Origin of the sequence: Kribbella sp. NPDC056951 (assembly GCF_042674205.1) — a bacterium.
In the GTDB taxonomy this organism is placed as follows: Bacteria; Actinomycetota; Actinomycetes; order Propionibacteriales; family Kribbellaceae; genus Kribbella; species Kribbella yunnanensis.
Map to the genome: position 1 here is coordinate 121,743 of NZ_JBHUQZ010000013.1, position 15,368 is coordinate 137,110.

18 protein-coding genes are annotated in these 15,368 nt (G+C 66.9%); 14 read left to right on the top strand and 4 right to left on the bottom strand.

The features are described 5' to 3' along the window. Positions 1 to 77: 77 nt before the first annotated feature. Positions 78 to 680 (top strand): PH domain-containing protein, encoded by a 603-nt coding sequence (locus tag ACFTSF_RS34795; RefSeq protein WP_344157197.1) that lies wholly within the window; start codon positions 78 to 80, stop codon positions 678 to 680. On the opposite strand, the gene ACFTSF_RS34800 is transcribed toward ACFTSF_RS34795, so the two are convergent. Further along, positions 677 to 1,231 (bottom strand): GtrA family protein, encoded by a 555-nt coding sequence (locus ACFTSF_RS34800; RefSeq protein ID WP_344157200.1) that lies wholly within the window; start codon positions 1,229 to 1,231, stop codon positions 677 to 679. The two genes, ACFTSF_RS34795 and ACFTSF_RS34800, sit on opposite strands and share 4 nt — an antisense overlap. Before the next feature lie 176 nt (positions 1,232 to 1,407). Here ACFTSF_RS34800 and ACFTSF_RS34805 point away from each other — a divergent pair, with 176 nt between their 5' ends. The 3 genes from ACFTSF_RS34805 (at position 1,408) to ACFTSF_RS34815 (ending at position 4,382) form a co-directional block, all read left to right on the top strand. Beyond that, positions 1,408 to 2,580, top strand: a complete 1,173-nt coding sequence (locus ACFTSF_RS34805) for a 5-(carboxyamino)imidazole ribonucleotide synthase (protein WP_380159028.1) — start codon at positions 1,408 to 1,410, stop codon at positions 2,578 to 2,580. 24 nt (positions 2,581 to 2,604) lie between these two features. Beyond that, the gene (gene purE / locus ACFTSF_RS34810; protein ID WP_380159198.1) at positions 2,605 to 3,090 is read left to right on the top strand and encodes a 5-(carboxyamino)imidazole ribonucleotide mutase; all 486 of its coding nucleotides are present in this window, start codon (positions 2,605 to 2,607) and stop codon (positions 3,088 to 3,090) included. 74 nt (positions 3,091 to 3,164) lie between these two features. Then, positions 3,165 to 4,382 (top strand): MFS transporter, encoded by a 1,218-nt coding sequence (locus ACFTSF_RS34815; protein WP_380159030.1) that lies wholly within the window; start codon positions 3,165 to 3,167, stop codon positions 4,380 to 4,382. 441 nt (positions 4,383 to 4,823) lie between these two features. Here ACFTSF_RS34815 and ACFTSF_RS34820 read toward each other — a convergent pair whose 3' ends face one another. Next, the gene (locus tag ACFTSF_RS34820) at positions 4,824 to 6,161 is read right to left on the bottom strand and encodes a UDP-glucose dehydrogenase family protein (protein WP_380159031.1); all 1,338 of its coding nucleotides are present in this window, start codon (positions 6,159 to 6,161) and stop codon (positions 4,824 to 4,826) included. 134 nt (positions 6,162 to 6,295) lie between these two features. Here ACFTSF_RS34820 and ACFTSF_RS34825 point away from each other — a divergent pair, with 134 nt between their 5' ends. Together ACFTSF_RS34825 and ACFTSF_RS34830 are read left to right on the top strand one after the other, a co-directional pair. Then, on the top strand, positions 6,296 to 7,459 hold the full coding sequence (locus ACFTSF_RS34825; RefSeq protein ID WP_380159033.1) for an acyl-CoA dehydrogenase family protein: 1,164 nt from the start codon (positions 6,296 to 6,298) through the stop codon (positions 7,457 to 7,459). Positions 7,460 to 7,633: 174 nt separating this feature from the next. Continuing rightward, positions 7,634 to 8,149 carry a hypothetical protein gene (locus tag ACFTSF_RS34830; RefSeq protein WP_380159035.1) on the top strand — a complete coding sequence of 172 codons (516 nt, stop codon included), beginning with the start codon at positions 7,634 to 7,636 and terminating at the stop codon, positions 8,147 to 8,149. Here the strand turns inward: ACFTSF_RS34830 and ACFTSF_RS34835 are convergent. After that, positions 8,146 to 8,484, bottom strand: a complete 339-nt coding sequence (locus ACFTSF_RS34835; protein ID WP_380159037.1) for a hypothetical protein — start codon at positions 8,482 to 8,484, stop codon at positions 8,146 to 8,148. The genes ACFTSF_RS34830 and ACFTSF_RS34835 overlap by 4 nt on opposite strands. A 66-nt stretch (positions 8,485 to 8,550) precedes the next feature. Next, a complete protein-coding gene (locus ACFTSF_RS34840) occupies positions 8,551 to 8,709 on the bottom strand; it encodes a hypothetical protein (RefSeq protein WP_380159039.1) in 159 nt (52 codons plus the stop codon). A 214-nt stretch (positions 8,710 to 8,923) separates the two neighbouring features. Between ACFTSF_RS34840 and ACFTSF_RS34845 the strand changes: the two genes are divergently transcribed. The 8 genes from ACFTSF_RS34845 to ACFTSF_RS34880 all read left to right on the top strand — a co-directional run bounded on the left by ACFTSF_RS34845 (position 8,924) and on the right by ACFTSF_RS34880 (position 15,357). After that, positions 8,924 to 9,067, top strand: coding sequence for a GPGG-motif small membrane protein (locus tag ACFTSF_RS34845; RefSeq protein ID WP_344157226.1), 144 nt, complete (start codon positions 8,924 to 8,926; stop codon positions 9,065 to 9,067). Between the two features lie 68 nt (positions 9,068 to 9,135). After that, positions 9,136 to 9,522: a VOC family protein gene (locus ACFTSF_RS34850; protein WP_380159041.1), complete on the top strand. Its 387-nt coding sequence runs from the start codon at positions 9,136 to 9,138 to the stop codon at positions 9,520 to 9,522. Continuing rightward, complete coding sequence (locus ACFTSF_RS34855; protein WP_380159043.1) at positions 9,519 to 10,184, top strand: DUF6766 family protein; 666 nt, start codon at positions 9,519 to 9,521, stop codon at positions 10,182 to 10,184. Before ACFTSF_RS34850 ends, ACFTSF_RS34855 begins: the two co-directional genes overlap by 4 nt. Continuing rightward, complete coding sequence (locus ACFTSF_RS34860) at positions 10,185 to 11,198, top strand: DNA topoisomerase IB (protein WP_380159044.1); 1,014 nt, start codon at positions 10,185 to 10,187, stop codon at positions 11,196 to 11,198. Positions 11,199 to 11,295: 97 nt separating this feature from the next. After that, positions 11,296 to 11,625 (top strand): hypothetical protein, encoded by a 330-nt coding sequence (locus ACFTSF_RS34865; protein WP_380159046.1) that lies wholly within the window; start codon positions 11,296 to 11,298, stop codon positions 11,623 to 11,625. 22 nt (positions 11,626 to 11,647) lie between these two features. Then, a complete protein-coding gene (locus tag ACFTSF_RS34870) occupies positions 11,648 to 14,014 on the top strand; it encodes a phosphoketolase (RefSeq protein ID WP_380159200.1) in 2,367 nt (788 codons plus the stop codon). Then, complete coding sequence (locus tag ACFTSF_RS34875; protein ID WP_380159048.1) at positions 14,002 to 15,033, top strand: acetate/propionate family kinase; 1,032 nt, start codon at positions 14,002 to 14,004, stop codon at positions 15,031 to 15,033. Before ACFTSF_RS34870 ends, ACFTSF_RS34875 begins: the two co-directional genes overlap by 13 nt. Positions 15,034 to 15,060: 27 nt before the next feature. Then, entirely contained in the window at positions 15,061 to 15,357 is a 297-nt protein-coding gene (locus tag ACFTSF_RS34880; RefSeq protein WP_380159050.1) for a hypothetical protein, read from the top strand. The last annotated feature ends 11 nt before the right edge of the window (positions 15,358 to 15,368 follow it).

A 15,368-nucleotide genomic window follows, 5' to 3' on the forward strand; every position in this document is an offset into this window, starting at 1 on the left:
GTGAAGTGTTGTACTACCTCCTTTGCCCTTTCGTGTCGGCGCGAGACACGACCCCTGCGAACTGTGAGACTGGGCTCATGGCGATCTCGGCGAAATTGTTGGGTGAGGACGAGTACGTCGTCGTCAGCACCCGGACGCACTGGAAGGCACTGATCTTCCCGGTGTTCCTGCTGCTCGTGGTGGCCGGCGGTGGCGGCTTCCTGGCGGCGATCGTGCCGGCCGGGAACCTGCAGACCCCGGCCCGGATCGCGATCCTGGCGGTCGGCGTGGTGTTGCTGGTGGCGTTCGCGGCCAAGCCGTTCCTGAACTGGTTCTTCTCCACCTACACGCTGACGAACCGCCGGCTGATCACCCGGCACGGCATCCTCACCCGGACCGGCCGCGACATCCCGCTGATGCGGATCAACGACGTCTCGTACGAGCACGGCCTGATGGACCGCATCCTGCGCTGCGGAACCCTCCACATCGAGTCCGCCGGTGAACGCGGTCAGGTGGTACTGCCCGACGTACCGCATGTCGAGCACGTCCACCTGCAGATGTCCGACCTGCTCTTCGGCGGCCCTGAAGGGCGGCCGGGCGACGGCATCCTCGACGACGAGCAGCCGCCGGAACATCAGCGTCGCAACGCGAAACCGGCCGATCCGGACGAGGGCGGCACGATCTTCAGTTCCGACCGCTAGCGGACGACCGGTAGCTCTCCGGTATCGGGGTCGAGGTCCTTGGCGGGGGCGTGCTCCGGGTGCTCGATCTCGTCGAGGAGGATCTCTTCGCGGAAGACGAACTTGCGGTACGACCAGAATCGGAAGAGTGTGCCGAGGCCCAGGCCGACGAAGTTCGCGGCGATGTTGTCGGACAGCCAGGTGTGCAGGTCGAGCACGTAGCGCGAGAAGGCCAGGCAGCCGGCCGCGATCAGCAGGCCGATGCCGTTGAGCACGAAGAACAGCACGTACTCACGGTGCAGGCCGCTGCGCTCGCGGTGCCGCCAGGTCCAGTAACGGTTGCCGAAGTACGTCGCGACGGTGGCGATCGTGGTCGAGATCAGCTTCGCGGTCAGCGGCTTGTGGTGCAGCATGCCCTCGCCGGAGTCCGCGAGCACCAGCGGGTTGTCGAAGACCAGCCAGTTGTAGATCGGCAGGTCGACGACCAGACCGAGCAGACCGACCAGACCGAACTTGGCCACTTCGTGCACCAGGTGCTCGACCTGGCGGTACAACTTGGTGACGAGCTTCAACGGTCTCCGGCACTTTCTGTGATCAAGCCGCAACGGCGGGGGGCTGTCCCACGGTACCCGGCGACCAGTCCTGCGCCGAAATCGCCAGCGTGGCCGGGTGGCCGCCGTACAGGGGCTTGACCGGGGTGGTGGGGCGGGGAAGGTATCAGTGCAGCATGGACATTAGGCTCCACTTCGTGAAGTTTTCGCGAGATGAGTTGCCGGTCGGGACTCCCGTGGTCGGCATGGTCGGCGGCGGGCAGCTGGCCCGGATGACGCAGGAGACCGCGATCGCGCTCGGCGTGCAGCTGCGGGTGCTGGCCGAGGGGTCGGCGGTTTCGGCTGCTCAGGCGGTGGCGGATGCGCCGGTGGGCGACTACAAGGACCCCGAGACGGTACGGCGGTTCGCGGCGGAGTGCGACGTGGTCACGTTCGACCACGAGCACGTGCCGACCGATCTGCTCCGCGCGCTCGAGGCCGAGAACGTAAAAGTTTTCCCGGGGCCGGATGCGCTCGTGCATGCGCAGGACAAAGCGGTCATGCGGAGCCGGCTGGACAGCTTCGACGCGCCGTCGCCGGCTCATCAGGTGGTGTCGTCCGCTGCTGAGGTGGCCGACTTCGCCAAGCGGGTCGGCGGGTTCCCGATCATCCTGAAGACCACGCGCGGCGGGTACGACGGCAAGGGTGTGTGGTTCGTCGACGGGCCGGACGATGAGGCGATCGCGGTCGCCTTCGGGAGCGGCGTACCGATCCTGGCTGAGGAGAAGGTCGACTTCGTTCGCGAGCTGTCCGCGATCGTGGCGCGCTCGCCGCACGGGCAGGCGGTCGCGTACCCGATCGTCGAATCCGTTCAGCGGGACGGCATCTGTGTCGAGGTCACCGCGCCTGCTCCCGGGCTCGCTGCTGAGCAGGCTGCGCAGGCTCAGCAGACCGCGCTGCGGATCGCTGGTGAGCTCGGTGTGGTCGGGATCCTCGCGGTGGAGATGTTCGAGGCGCGGGACGGGCGGCTGCTGGTCAACGAGCTCGCGATGCGGCCGCACAACACCGGCCACTGGTCGATCGACGGCGCGGTCACCTCGCAGTTCGAGAACCACCTGCGGGCGGTGCTCGACTTGCCACTCGGGTCGCCGGCTGCGCGAGCGCCGTACACGGTGATGGTGAATGTGCTCGGCGGTGATGTCGAGGACATGCATCGCGGGTTGCTGCACTGTATGGCGCGGGATCCGGGGCTGAAGGTTCACTTCTACGGGAAGTCCGTGAAGCCGGGGCGCAAGGTCGGCCACGTGACGGCGTACGGGGACTCGTTGGAGGAAACGCGGGAGCGGGCGCGGCATGCGGCGGCTTATCTGACCGGCACGATCGACGAATAGGACGTTGCTGTGATTGGCATTGTGATGGGGTCGGACTCGGACTGGCCGACGATGAAGGCGGCGGCCGAGGTGTGCGTCGAGTTCGATGTGCCCTTTGAGGCAGACGTCATCTCCGCGCACCGGATGCCGACCGAGATGATCGATTACGGACGGTCAGCTCACGAACGCGGGCTCAAGGTGCTGATCGCCGGCGCCGGCGGGGCCGCGCACCTGCCGGGCATGCTGGCGTCGGTGACGCCGTTGCCGGTGATCGGGGTGCCGGTGCCGCTGAAGTACCTCGATGGCATGGACTCGCTGCTGTCGATTGTGCAGATGCCGGCCGGGGTACCGGTCGCGACGGTGTCGATCGGTAACGCCAAGAACGCCGGGCTGCTCGCCGTACGGATCCTGGCCGCCTCGGACGAGAAGCTGCGGGACAAGATGATCGCGTTCCAGGAGTCGCTCGCCGAACTTGCCCGGGGCAAGGGTGCTACGGTGCGTGACGGGGCGACAGACCTGCGTAAATCCTGACCTCGGCCGGTTTTTGACCGGCTTCGTGGGGTAGTCGTCAGATCCCACCCGTTTGTCGTCTAAGGTCGTCGATCGTGACTCCGCCCGCTGATTCGGACACGCAACGCATACCGGTCCGGTATTGGATCTGGTTGTTCGGTGCTGCCGTGTCCCTCCTCGGCGACCTCACGATCACTTTTGCGATCGGCTGGTCAGCCAGTAAGCACGGCGGCAGTGTGGCCGGCCTGATCCTGCTACTCGCCGCTGCGCCACGGGCTGCGCTGCTGCTGGTAGGCGGCGCAGTCGGCGACCGCTTCGGCGCACCGCGAGTGCTGCTGATCAGCTGTACGGCGATGTTCCTCGTCACCGGAGCGTTGGTCCCGGCGACGCTGGCCGCTGGTGAGCCGGTCGGGCTGCTGGTCTGCCTGGCACTCGTCGTCGGTGTGATCGACGCGTTCTTCCTCCCGTCGTCCCGCGCGATGCCGCGGTTGCTCGTCCCGCCGCAGCAAGTCCCGCGGGCACTCGCCAGCTTCCAGGTAACCGGAGTCGTCTTCGCAGTCACCGGTACGGCGGTCGGCGGCATCCTGGTCACGTGGTCCGGGCTCACCGCGGCCGCGGCCTTCGACGCAATCACCTTCGCGATCATGATCGCCGTACTGCTGGTCCTGCGGACGTCCACCGCCCCCGCCCCGCCCAGCCAGGCAGGCATCTTCAAGTCAATCGCCGAAGGCCTCCGAATAGCCTTCGGCAAACCCCTCACCCGGGCCCTGCTCATCACCATGACCCTCGCCGCCGGCCTGCTGATGCCGATGGACTCCCTGGTCCTGCCTCTGCTAGCCCGTCACCACGAATGGGACGCCAAGACGGCCGGCCTGGTCATCGCCACCCGCAGCCTCGGCGTCGGCGTCGTCTCAGTCCGAATCCTCGTCCGCGGCGCCTTCCAACGCCCCGGCGTAGTAGCCATGCTCGGCCTCTTCGGCGCCGCCATCGGCTACATCGGCCTCTCGATCGTCGACTCCATCCCGCTGACCATCGCCGCCGCCATCATCAGCGGAATCGGCGTAGGCGCCTTCACCGGCCACGTGTTGCCGCTCCTGATGAACTCAGTAGAACGCGGCTACCAGTCCCGCCTCCAGTCGGTGATAGTCCTCTGCCAAAGCCTCGCCCTGGTAGTCATGAACCCCCTCCTAGGCTGGATCTCCGACCAGTCGGTTGGCATCACCGGAGTCTGCCTAGGAATCGGAGTGGCCGTAGCCCTAATCGGCGCAGTAGCCCTAAGCCGCCGAGTAATCCGCACAGCCACCGTCTCCTAACCCCGCCCGCCCCACCGAACCCGATTTGGTGGGCTGACCCATCCCGTTGTGGGATCCACCGCCGCGCTCCAGGAGGCGGGGAGTCCTACCACCCGATTTCGGTGGGTAGCGCTCCCCGATGCCGCCGTACGGCACAGCCCGCCAACCCCAGGCAGCGTGGAGGGTGCCCACGCTGGTGGCTGAGCCGGATGGCGAGGCCGGCGACCGCGGCTCGACGTCCCCTGGGGCTGACGGGTTATGGCTGAGGTGCGTGCTGCTCGAGGTTTTGCGTTAAGCACGACCGCCCCCGGCCCTTGTTCTCCGAACCGCGCCACCAGTTGTGGCTGGAGACAGGGCGTTGGGGGTTGGGACAGGTAATTACTTGTCTCGGGTCACCGGTTGTTGTTCAAGCCCACCGGTTGTGGCTGGGGTGGGGCTGCGTGGGGATGAGCGGGCGCGGGGTTAGGGCTTGCCGGGGGCTCGGTAGGTCCAGCCGGCGGCTCGCCACTTGGCGGCGTCCAGCAGGAGGCGGGCGTCGATGATGACGGGGGACTCGACGGAGCCGCGGAGGGCGGCTGGGTCCAGCGCGCGGAATTCGGGCCACTCGGTCAGGTGCAGTACGGCGTGAGCCCCGACGCAGGCCTCGGCGGCGGAGGAGGCGTACCGCAGGGTCGGGCGGACCTTGCGGGCGTTCTCCATCGCCTCGGGGTCGTAGACGGTGACGGTGGCGCCGTGCAGGGAGATGCGGCCGGCCACGTCGAGGGCGGGCGAGTCGCGGACATCGTCCGTACCGGCCTTGAAAGCAGCGCCGAGAACGGCGACGTTCTTGCCGGCCCAGACCCCACCGAGCATCTCGTGGGTGATGTCGACGAGACCGGCGCGGCGGCGCTGGTTGATGTCGTCGACCTCGCGGAGCAGCGTGATGACCTCTTCGACACCGAGTTCACCGGCGCGGTGCATGAAGGCGCGCAGGTCCTTCGGGAGGCAGCCGCCGCCGTACCCGGGACCGGCGTACAGCATCCCGCGGCCGATCCGCTTGTCGTGGCCGAGGGCGTCGGCCAACTGGGTGACATCGGCACCGGTCGCGTCGGCCATCTCGGCCAGAGCGTTGATGAACGAGATCTTCGTGGCCAGGAAGGCGTTCGCGCCGCCCTTGACCAGTTCGGCTGTCGGCAGGTTGCAGACGACCACCGGCGTACCCTCGCCGATCGGCGTCGCGAAGACCTCGCGCAACCGCGCTTCCGCCTCCGCCGACTGCACACCGAAGACCAGCCGGTCCGGGTGCAGGGTGTCGTCGACCCCGTGCGCCTCGCGGAGGAACTCCGGCTGCCAGGCGATCTCGATACCGGTACCCGCGGGGGCCTCGGCGTGGAACCGCGCTTCGACGACCTTCGACGTACCGACTGGGACGGTCGAGCGGCCGACGACCAGCGTGGGGCGGGTCAGCAGCGGTGCGAGCATCGAGACGACCGAGTGCACCTGGGTCAGGTCAGCGGCCTCGCTGCCCTCCAGTTGCGGCGTGCCGACGCAGATGAAGTGCACGTCGGCCCAGTCGGCGATCTCGGTGTAGTCCTTGGTGAACCGCAGCCGGCCGGAGTCGACGTGCTTCTTCAGCAGCGGGTCCAGGCCGGGCTCGTACAGCGGCGCCTTGCCGTCGTTCAGCAGCTTCAGCCGGTGCTCGTCGATCTCGACCCCGACGACGTCGAAGCCGAACTCGGCCATCCCGGCAGCGGTGTTCGCGCCGAGGTAGTTGGTGCCGATCACGGCGATCCGCAGCGGGCGGGAGGTCGCTTCACTCATGCCGGGGACTCTACCCACCGCGGTTATCGCCCGGTGACCGGCTCATGGCCAAAGGCCATCACACCGTGCGCTGTTGGTCACTTTCGGCGTCCGGCAACTCCCGGTACGGCGCGGTCCGTCGTACTGTGTGACTCGTGAGTAACTCATTCGACCTGTACGCGCTGTCCGAGGAGCACGAGGCGATCCGGGAGGCGGTTCGCGACGTCTGCGACGCCAAGGTCGCCCCGAACGCCGGTGACGTGGACGAGCTGGCCGAGTTCCCGAAGGCGTCGTACGACGCGCTGAAGGCCTCGGACTTCCACGCCCCGCACATCCCCGAGCAGTACGGCGGCGCCGGGGCGGATGCACTCGCGACCGTGATCGTGATCGAGGAGGTCGCCCGGGCCTGCGCCTCGACCTCGCTGATCCCGGCCGTCAACAAGCTCGGCTCGCTGCCGCTGCTGCTGTCCGCCTCAGAGGAGGTCAAGCAGCGCTACCTGCCGCCGGTGGCCGCCGGTGACGCGATGTTCTCCTACTGTCTGTCCGAGCCCGAGGCCGGTTCGGACGCGGCGTCGATGAAGACCCGCGCGGTCCTGGACGGCGACCACTACGTGCTGAACGGCGTGAAGCGCTGGATCACCAACGCCGGCGTCAGCGAGTACTACACGGTCTTCGCGGTCACGGACCCGGACGCCCGCTCGCGCGGCATCTCGGCGTTCGTCGTGGAGAAGTCCGACGACGGCGTCTCCTTTGGCGCCCCGGAGAAGAAGCTCGGCATCAAGGGCTCCCCGACCCGCGAGGTCTACCTCGACAACGTCCGGATCCCGGTCGATCGCCTGATCGGCGACCCCGGCACCGGCTTCGGTACGGCGATGGCCACGCTCGACCACACCCGCGTGACGATCGCCGCCCAGGCCCTCGGTATCGCCCAGGGTGCGCTCGACTACGCGCTCGGTTATGTCCAGGAGCGCAAGCAGTTCGGCAAGGCGATCGCCGAGTTCCAGGGCCTGCAGTTCATGCTCGCCGACATGGGCATGAAGATCGAAGCCGCCCGCCAGCTCACCTACGCCGCCGCCGCCAAGTCCGAGCGCGGCGACGCCAACCTCACCTACTTCGGCGCCGCCGCCAAGTGCTTCGCCTCCGACGTAGCCATGGCCGTCACCACCGACGCCGTCCAGCTCCTCGGCGGCTACGGCTACACCCACGACTACCCCGTCGAACGCATGATGCGCGACGCCAAGATCACTCAAATCTACGAAGGCACCAACCAGGTCCAACGAATCGTCATGGCAAGGCAACTCCTCAAGGGCCTCGCCTAAAGGACACCGCCTCCGGCGGCGACAGTACTTCTGGCGCCTCCGGCGCGGGCACGCAACGCGATCCCGCCCACCGCCAACGAGCTGTCGGCTTCGGATTGCGGGGTTCGGCCGACACGTCGTGGTGCGCTGGCGGACCCCTCGGTCCGGATAATGGGGGCAAAGTCTGGGGGGCTGATGCGTACACGCGTTCTTGTGGTGGGGTTGCTGGTGCTGGGGGTTGCAGCGGGGGGCTGGTTCTTCGGGCTGCGGCATGATGGGCCGTTGGGCGAGAGTGGGCTGGGTGACCAGGTCTGCGCTCCGGTCGGCGAGTCGGTGGACGCGACCGTTGGCCTTATGCCTTTGACGAACGCCGGCTCGGCGCCGGTCCGGATCACGGCTGTCGAGCTGATCGGCGCACGTAATCTCGACAACGCAGGCGCACTGCTTGTTCCCGATCCGATGGAGTCGGGCAGTAAGTCCGGTTGGGACTTCGGCGATGGGCCCTTCATCGGCGATGCGAGCCAGGTCAGGTTGGCGGTCGACGCCGAGCTCGCTGGGAAAGCGGAGACCTCGCTGGTGGTTCACGTTCAGCGGCCTGACGTTCTCGGCGAGGGGTACTTGGAGGGTGTCCGCGTGGAGTACACCACCGGCCTGCGCCGCTACGCCTACGAAACGGGGCCGGAACACATCTTCCGCCCGGGGAAGTGCTAGCTGTCAGGTACGGCGGTTGCCGTCGCGATCGCGGAGGCCGTAGCCGAAGTTCTATCGAGGGCTATGTGGGTCAGCCAGCCGAGGGGTGCGGTGAAGAGGGGGACCCAGTCGCCTAGTAGGCCGGCGCTGTAGATCACCAGGATGGCCAGTGGGATCCATGGTCGGTGGACGAGGCCGTAGTAGCGGCCGCCGATGAGCAGGGGGAGGTCGGGGGCGATCAGGAAGAGGAGTGCGGCGATCAGTGCGGGGATGCCGTGGTTGATGACCTCTAGGACGGTGAACGCCAGGAGGAACACGGCCAGGGCGGCCCAGGCCACCCGTTGGACGACAGACATTGGACTCCCAGGTGGCGGCTGACCGTTGGCAGCAGCACCCTATGGCAGCTAGCTGACAGATCGCCCCTAGACCGACCAGATGTCCAGGGGGAGGGGGCATTCCGGCTCGGTGGCGGCGTCGGCGAGGTCGTAGGCGACCATCGGGCAGCGGGTGCAGTAGAGCAGGCCGTCGCCCGGATCGGTCACGAAGTCGTGACCGATCGTGGTGCCGGTGGGGCTTGGCACGTTGGTCTCGTTCAACAAGTCAGTCCCGAACTGCCGGTGAGGGCTCTCTCGACTGCACATCGCTGGAGTTCAATCGTTCGTTACAGGGACTCCGGTTCTTCACATGACCGCAATGAAGCTCGAGGGCCCCTGCGGGGGCGGTACCCATCCCTCAATCACGCATGGGGCCGGGTACCGGTGGATCAATCACGGGGCCTGAGCGAAGGGGTATCTGATGATGTTCGTGTTGTGGCTCATCGCCGCGATCCTGGTGATCTCCGGGATCGTCTCGATCGTGCGGGGCGCGCTGACCTGGGGGATCGTGCTGATCGTGGTCGGACTGCTGGTCGGCCCAGGTGGCGTCAGCATCTTCACGTAGCCGAAACGGTCGTTTGGCCGGCCGGTGACCGGGAACCGGCCGGTCACATCGGACCTTCTGGAGGAAGCATGACCGCACGCCCGGCCGAGATCGGCGACCTCCGCCTTGCAACGGTCTGCGTCAACGCGACCGACATGGACCGGGCTGCGGACTTCTGGTCGGCCGCCCTCGGTTACAGCCGCCCGGAGCGGATCGGCGACAGCGATCAGTTCGCCCATCTGAAGGATCCGGCCGGCACCGCGCCGACCGTGTTGATCCAGCGGGCCGACGCGGTCCAGGATCAACCGGCGCCAGTGCACATGGACCTGTACACGTCCGATCGCGATCATCACATCGAGCGGCTGCTCGGCCTCGGTGCCACGAAACCTGATGAGTGGCCGTATCCCGATGAGCACGACTTCGTCGTACTGCGGGACACCGAGGGCAACGAGTTCTGCGTCATCTTCGTGCCATGAGGCGTTGGGCGCGGGTGCGCGCGTTGCTGTTGGTGAATCTGGGGTTGTTCGCGCTCTTCCTCATCGGCGTCCTGCTGACTGGGCATGCGCATGAGAACGAGGAGTTGGCTGATCATGGGCAGGCGGCGCAGTCGTTGGTCCAGTACGCCGGTTCTTCGTCGTTCGGGGAGACGGTCTTCGAGAACTGGGAGTCGGAGTTCTTGCAGATGGGCATGTACGTGTTGCTGACGACATTCCTGATCCAGAAGGGCTCTGCGGAGTCGCGGCCGATCGACGAGGCCTCGCCGCAGGACGAGGATCCGCGGGAGCACCGCGACGATCCGCAGGCTCCTTGGCCGGTGCGGCATGGGTCGGAGTTGGTGTTGCGGTTGTACGAGAACTCGTTGGCGATCGCGTTCGGGATCGTGTTCCTGCTGTCGTTCTGGCTGCATGCGGTGACCGGGGCGGGTGCTTACAGCGAGGATCAACAGCTTCACGGTGGTACGGCGGTCAGTGCGTGGCAGTACGTCGGTACGTCGCAGTTCTGGTTCGAGTCGTTCCAGAACTGGCAGAGCGAGTTCCTTGCGGTTGCCGCGATCGTCGGTGGATCCATCTATCTGCGGCAGCGGAAGTCGTCGCAGTCCAAACCCGTTCATGCGCCCAACAGCCAAACAGGGGAATGAATGCGACTTCGTCGTAGTCATCCCGACAAACCCGGTTTCAGTCGCCGGGGGCATGGCCGTGGCTTCTCCTACTTGGATGCCAAGGGCAACGTGATCCGCGATCCCGATGTCGTCGAGCGGATCCGGTCGCTGGCCATTCCCCCGGCCTGGACGGAGGTGTGGATCTGCCCGCACCCGAACGGTCACCTTCAGGCGCTCGGCACCGACGAGGCTGGGCGGCGGCAGTACCTGTACCACGATGACTGGCGTACGGCGCAGGATGCCGACAAGCACGATCGAGTCCGCCAACTGTCCCGCCGGCTGCCGGCGTTCCGGGAGTCGGTCGACGCGGATCTGTGTACCCGCGGTCTGAGCCGCCAGAAGGTCGTGGCCGTCGCGTTGCGGATGCTCGACTATGGCGTCTTCCGGACCGGCAACACCGAGTACGCCGATGACTACGGCAGCCGCGGAGCCGCCACGCTGCTGCGTGAGGACGTGAGGGTGAGCAAGGGCAAGGTGGTCTTCGACTTCGTCGCGAAGGGTGGTGTGCAGCGCACGCTCGAGCTCGAGGACACTCGCCTCGCCACCGCGGTGCGTTCGCTGAAACGCGGTCGCCACAAGAGTCCGCTCCTGCTCGTCTATCGCGACAAGGACGGCTACCACGAGATCGACGCCGACGATGTCAACGAGCGCTTCCAGGAGCTCGTCGGCGACGACTACACCGTCAAGGATCTCCGGACTTGGACGGCGACCGTGCATGCCGCCGTCGATCTGGCCGAAGCCGACCCGCCGACCACGAAGAAGGCCCTCAACGAGGCGGTCGGCGACATGCTGGAGGAGGTCTCGGACCATCTCGGCAATACGCCGGCCGTCGCCAGGACGTCGTACGTCGACCCTCGCGTGATCGAGCAGTACGAGCACGGACACACCATCACCACCGCCGTCCACCGCGCCGGCACCGACCTCGAGGACCCCAAGACCAGAGCCACTCTCGAACGCGCCACCAACCGTCTCCTCGACCGCGACGCCCGCTGACCCTCCGTACGGCGATTGCCGCCGGGCGGTCTGGGTACCGGCAGACGACTCGTCAGGCAGGGGCGGGTTTGGCATGTAGTGGTGGAGGTCGCGAACCATGACGGTTCTGGAACACGAGACGTACGAACCAGCGAACGATCCGGGGGTGCGCCTGGAGCGCGCCGGCACCCAGGTACGGATAGTCATCGAGGCGCAGCTGAGCGAGGTGGTGTCGTCCGCGGCTCGCGAGCTCCTGGTGGATGCCTGCGACCGGCGGACCCGCCGGATCGTGATCTCTCTCGAGGCCGGGCTCGGTCCGGTCGATCACGAGATCCTGCCGCACCTCCTGGACGTGGCCGAACGGCGTTGCTGGTCGGCCAGCTGCCATCTGGACGTGACCGCGTCCACTCCCGAGGTCTCGGAGTTGCTGGAGACCTTGGGTTTCTGACGGAAAGAGGAGATTCGTGACGATGCCGCAGGCCGAGGCCCGGCCGCTGAGTGACGACGAACTGCAGGGGATCGACGCCTACTGGCGGGCAGCCAACTACCTGTCGGTGGGTCAGATCTACCTGCTGGCGAATCCGTTACTGAAGGAGCCGTTGCGGCCGGAGCACATCAAGCCGCGGCTGCTCGGCCATTGGGGTACGACGCCTGGGCTGAACCTGGTCTACACCCACCTCAACCGCGTGATCCGGCAGCGTGATCGGCACCTGATGGCGGTGATCGGACCCGGTCACGGCGGCCCGGCGATCGTGGCGAACACCTGGCTCGAGGGCAGTTGGACGGAGGCCTATCCCAACACCACGCAGGACGAGCAGGGGATGGCCCGGCTGTTCAAGCAGTTCTCGTTTCCCGGCGGCATCCCCAGCCATGTCGCGGCCGACGTCCCCGGGTCGATCAACGAGGGCGGCGAGCTGGGCTACTCACTGAGTCACGCGTACGGCGCTGCTGCCGACAGCCCGGACCTCATCGTGGCCTGTGTGGTTGGTGACGGCGAGGCGGAGACCGGCCCGCTGGCGGCGTCGTGGCACTCGAACAAGTTCCTCAACCCCGCACGGGACGGCGCCGTACTGCCGATCCTGCATCTGAACGGCTACAAGATCGCCAACCCGACGGTGCTGGCGCGGATCGGCGACGAGGAACTGACCTCGCTGCTGCGCGGCTACGGGCACGAGCCGTATCTCGTCGAGGGTTCGGATCCGGCGGTAGTGCATCAGGCGATGGCGGCCGCGCTGGACGCGTGTCTGGATCGGATCGACGAGATCCAGCGCGAGGCACGGTCGGCGGACACGCCACCGACGAGAGTCGCCTGGCCGATGATCGTGCTGCGGACGCCGAAGGGGTGGACCGGGCCGGCGATCGTTGACGGCGAGCCGATCGAGGATACCTGGCGGGCTCATCAGGTGCCGTTGTCCGGCGTCCGCACGGACGAAGACCATCTGCGCCAACTGGAGTCCTGGCTGCGCAGCTACCGCCCGGACGAGCTGTTCGACGAAATGGGCCGCCCCGTCGAGAGCCTGCTGGAGCTTGCACCGAGTCCGCAGTTGCGGATGGGCTCCTCGCCACATGCCAACGGTGGGCTGGTCGCGCGTGATCTCGTGCTGCCGCCGGTCGCGGAGTACGCCGTACCGGTGAAGGCGCCGGGTGCTGAGGATGGTGAGCCGACGAAGGTGTTCGGAGCCTTCCTGCGGGATACCTTCGTGCTGAATCCCAGCAATTTAAGGCTTTTCGGGCCGGATGAGACCGAGTCGAATCGGCTGAACGCGGTCTATGACGTGACGGACAAGGCCTGGCTGGCCAACCGCCGGGAGACCGATGAGCACCTCGCTGCGGACGGCCGGGTGTTCGAGATCCTCAGTGAGCACACGTGTCAGGGCTGGCTGGAGGGTTACCTGCTGACCGGCCGGCACGGGGTCTTCTCGTCGTACGAGGCCTTTGTGCACATCGTGGATTCGATGGTGAACCAGCACGCGAAGTGGCTGAAGACGATCAACCGGGTGGGCTGGCGGCAGCCGATCCCGTCGCTGAACTACCTGCTCACCTCGCATGTCTGGCGCCAGGACCACAACGGTTTCTCGCATCAGGATCCGGGGTTCATCGACCATGTGGTGAACAAGAAGGCCGAGGTCGTGCGGGTCTACCTGCCGCCGGACGCGAACACGTTGCTCTCGACAATGGATCACTGCCTGCGGACTCGCAATTACATCAATGTCGTTGTCGCAGGCAAGCAACCGCAGCCGAACTGGCTGGACTGGGAGTCGGCCGCTCTGCATTGCGCACGGGGCATCGGGGTCTGGGACTTCGCCAGCAACGACAACGGTGATCCGGATGTGGTGATGGCCTGCGCGGGCGACGTACCGACGATGGAGACACTTGCTGCAGTCAGCCTGCTCAGAGAACGCCTGCCAGAGCTGCGGATCCGCGTGGTCAATGTCGTGGACCTGATGCGTTTGCAGGACGCGACTGAGCACCCGCACGGATTGCCGGATCGGGAGTTCGACGCGTTGTTCACCACCGACAAGCCGATCATCTTCGCGTACCACGGCTATCCGTGGCTGATCCATCGGCTGACCTACCGCCGGAACGGGCACGACAACCTGCACGTGCGCGGCTACATCGAGGAGGGTACGACGACCACGCCGTTCGACATGGTGGTTCTGAACAACCTCGACCGCTATCACCTAGCGATGGACGTGATCGACCGGGTGCCGTCGCTCGGGACGCGGGCGGTGTCGACCCGGCAGTACTTCGCGGATCAGCGGACCCGGCATCGCGCGTATGTCACCGAACACGGCGAAGACATGCCGGAGGTCCGGGACTGGCGATGGACCTCCTGATCGTCAACGCCGGGTCCTCCAGCCTCAAACTGCGAGTGCTCGGCCCGAACGACGCCGTACTGGACGAGCGATCCATCTCGGACTGGGACGGATCGGGCGACGCGTTGTCGGAGCTGAAGGCCGACGCGATTGTCCATCGGGTCGTCCACGGCGGCTCGCGGTTCGATGGCGCGGTGCTGGTGGACGACGAGGTGGAGGCGGCGATCGAGGAATTGGTGCCCTTGGCCCCTTTGCACCAACCGCGAGCCCTCGAACTGATCCGGGCGTCGCGGCAGGGCGATCGTCCGGTGCTCGCCTGCTTCGACACGTCGTACCACCGCAGTCTCCCGGCGGCCGCGGCGACGTACGCGCTGCCGAGGAAGTGGCGGGAGCGATTCGGCCTGCGCAAGTATGGCTTCCACGGTCTCTCCCACGAGTACGTCGCGCACTCGGTCGACGCACCGCGGATCGTGAGCTGCCATCTCGGCGCTGGTGCGTCGTTGTGCGCGATCGACCACGGGATCTCCGTGGACACCACCATGGGGTTCACGCCGGTCGACGGGTTGGTGATGGCGACGCGATCGGGTTCGGTGGATCCCGGTCTGCTGCTGTGGTTGCAGACGACCGGCGGACTCAAGGCCGACGAGATTGCGGATGCTCTTGAGCACGAGTCCGGTCTGCTTGGGCTGACCGGCTCCGGCGATCTGCAGGAGATCCTGGCTGGGCTGGACGACGACCGCAATCGGCTCGGGTACGACGTGTACCTGCATCGGCTCGTCGGCGAGATCGCCCGGATGGTCGCCGCACTGGGCGGCGTTGACGCGCTGGTCTTCACCGGCGGCGTAGGCGAGCATTCCGCGCCAGTGCGGGCAGCTGCCTGCCGCGCCCTCGACTGGCTCGGGATCGTCCTCGACGCCGAGGCGAACGAGACCGGCGCCCACCTCATCACCGCAACCGGGTCGCCGGTCCGGGCGTACGTCGTACCGGCGCGCGAGGACCTCACCATGGCCGCCCAGGCCCGCCAACTGCTCGACCGGTGAATACCTGGAAATCGGGTACCGGGAGGTATGAGCTACCTGAGCAGGCGCCTGGCCGGCGTCGCTGCGGTGCTGGTCGTCGTGCTGAGCGGATTCTTCCTGACCGCCGGCCTTGCCGCAGCGGCCGTGGCACCCACGCCCACGCCGACGGCAACACCGAACAATCCCAAGGACGCCGATGCCGACGACTACAACCGCGCGTCCTGGGTGGTGATCGGAGCCGTAGCCGTGGTCGTCATCATCGGAGCCGGTACCTTCTGGATGGTGCGGAGCCGGCGGGTCGATCTGGTGGAGGCGAGTCACCCCGACGACGATCACCAGACCTGACCATGCGGGAT